The organism is Schlesneria sp. (assembly GCF_036405755.1).
Classification (GTDB): Bacteria; Planctomycetota; Planctomycetia; order Planctomycetales; family Planctomycetaceae; genus Schlesneria; species Schlesneria sphaerica.
The window spans coordinates 1-2,334 of record NZ_DASWWZ010000098.1 but is presented as its reverse complement, the minus strand read 5'-3'; the positions used below and the strand labels follow the sequence as shown (position 1 = coordinate 2,334).

Here is a 2,334-nt window from a genome sequence, read left to right as displayed (position 1 = left end):
AGCCAGGATGAAGAGTTTCGCTTTCAGTACGCACGCGGGCTGGGCAACTTCGGAATGCTGGAACGGAGCTACGGCGGGGACCTGGAACTCGCCGTCAAGCAGCTTGAAAAGACCGTCCAGCTTCAGATGGAACTGACACGGGAATTCCCCCGCATCCGAATCTACGCTTCTGACCTGGCCTATTACCAGAACTGCCTTGCGGAGGTTCTGACCTGGCAATCGCTCGACCATCCGGAAACAGCGGCCCAGTATCTCGCCCGAGCCCGCAGCGCGGTGACAATCGCCGAGCAGCAGGTGCAAAACGATCCGAACAGCAAGGATGACTTTGCGTGGTGTCTGGTCACGCGTGCCTCGATTGCACTTGTGAACAAAGATGAGAACGAAGCAAAGACCCTCGCGCGACGGGCCGAGGATCTGATGCTCCGTAGCGACGGCTCCATCAAACGCAGCCGCAGCAAACAGGTGATTCTGGCAATCGCCGCCTCACTGCAGGGAAATGTCGAAACCGCCTATCAGGCGCTGAAGGAGGCGGTCGAACGCGGCGAGAATACCCCGGTCCGGTTCGAAAAACTCCGGGGCTCGGGCCTGAAAAATCTCGATGAAGATCCGCAGTATGGTCCGCTCTACCGACAGCTTTGTCAGAAGGTGCGGGAAGCGATTAAAGAGTAACCAACACCTGCTCGGACGAAGGCTGGCAGAAATTCCCGGCGTCTATACGTCGGCACCCGGAAAGTGTTCGACGTGGCTTTCGCCGTTTCGTCCGAAGTAGATGACCCTTCGGCCGCTGATTTGCACGAAGTAACCGACGCAGCCCGCAGCCATGGTTTTGCGAACGAAATCGCAGTAGCTGTGTTCATTCCGCTGACTTTTCCCGACCGCGTCCTGGACGGCGGCAACCAGGAATTCGCCCCCGGTGGGGGAAGGTTCGTGCGGCGAAGCGACGACCAGAGACTGCCCGGTGGGCAAGTAATAGGTCATTTCCTGACGGCTGTAGTCGGCGTGATACCGCTCGACCCCAATGTCCATCAGGCGTCCCACAATCTCTGGGAAGGTTAATTCGCCGGAGCGTGAACCTTCCGCACACTCACGCATCACCTGGGCTTTCTGGTCGTCCATCGATTGTCCTTTGAATTGGGAATTTATTTAAGGGTGACACCCACTTCCGTGCGGACGGTCCCCGTGGGGCGCACGCAGTCCGTGGCGTCGCCATCCCTGACCACACGGTCGGGAATTGCGATTTGAAGAACTTCTAATTGGGCGGGACGCGGAGTCCTTACGATGAAGAGGGGCATACCAAACCAAGCGCTCAACGCATTCGAAACTCCACCGAGGCCGCCCCGTGCGTTGTCGAGTCTTCAATTCAGTGGAGCAGGAGACGAATCGTAAAGAGAATCACCGTGCTCCATACTTGGGTGTTCCCGCTCACGGAACCTGCCGCAGAATTGTTCCTGAGGCAGAACTCGTACGGGTAACCAACCACCTTCATTCAACAGGCACGTCTTTCCATCCGTTGCTGCTGACGATGTTCTGCAGCAGTTTCATCAACGACGCGGCCTCTTGCGGGGGAAGGTGCCCAAAAAACTCGTGATCGTTCTCATCGGCAAGTCGCGCCAGTTCCGGTACGAGTCGTCGCCCTGCGGCAGTCAGTTCGACAGTCTGATACCGCTGATCATCCTTCGAAGTCAGACGTTCAACCAATGTCTTCCCATGAAGTCGGTCGACGAGCTTGGAGATCGCCCCGCGAGTCAACCCCATCTGATCAGCTAACTGACTGGGGCTGAGACGCTCATACTCAAGTAATCGCCGCAGTACTGCCCACTCCGCCACGGTCACCCCGTGCGTTGCCAGCCTCTGCATGAAGGCATGTGAGACATGGTTCGAAACATAGCGCAACCAATATCCCAGATGCGTTTCCAGCTCACTGACCTGAGGTTGCTTCTCCATGAGTCATCTCCAGAACCGCGATCACCTCATCACCCGTGCCTCACGAACATGCTGGACTTCCCCTGACCTGAAACTCACCAAGGCCTGAGACCAACGGCCACAAGAAGTTTCCTAGGCAACATTACTTCACAACAACAGACACGTCAACACCACGTCGACAGTTCTACGAAACACAGTTCTTAGAATCGGATCGCCAAAGGGTCGTGCGACCATCCCAGGGGCTCCCGTTTCAGCGGCCTTGCCGACAGCTTGCCCGACCTGGGCTCTCACTTGGGCATGGGCGCCCTTAACTCTGCACCGATCTCTTCAGCCGCCTTCGCCACCAGGGAAAAAAGAAACTCTCCCGGAAAAACCGGGAGAGTTTCTTTTGAGATCACCTCATCCAGCCAG

Annotated in this window: 3 protein-coding genes; 1 reads left to right on the top strand and 2 read right to left on the bottom strand. The window is 57.0% G+C overall.

Annotated features, from left to right (window positions below; translation table 11 throughout):
* Positions 1 to 669: hypothetical protein (locus tag VGE80_RS03375; protein ID WP_440591681.1), on the top strand; the 669-nt coding region annotated here is incomplete at its 5' end.
* A gap of 42 nt (positions 670 to 711) precedes the next feature.
* Here the strand turns inward: VGE80_RS03375 and VGE80_RS03370 are convergent.
* Complete coding sequence (locus VGE80_RS03370; RefSeq protein ID WP_440591680.1) at positions 712 to 1,116, bottom strand: DUF1398 domain-containing protein; 405 nt, start codon at positions 1,114 to 1,116, stop codon at positions 712 to 714.
* A 366-nt stretch (positions 1,117 to 1,482) separates the two neighbouring features.
* Entirely contained in the window at positions 1,483 to 1,944 is a 462-nt protein-coding gene (locus VGE80_RS03365; RefSeq protein WP_440591679.1) for a MarR family winged helix-turn-helix transcriptional regulator, read from the bottom strand.
* Positions 1,945 to 2,334: the final 390 nt, after the last annotated feature.

Excerpts from the sequence above, each read along its gene's own strand:
- VGE80_RS03370 (WP_440591680.1), bottom strand. The coding sequence starts at position 1,116 with ATGGACGACCAGAAAGCCCAGGTGATGCGTGAGTGTGCGGAAGGTTCA.
- VGE80_RS03365 (WP_440591679.1), bottom strand. The coding sequence starts at position 1,944 with ATGGAGAAGCAACCTCAGGTCAGTGAGCTGGAAACGCATCTGGGATAT.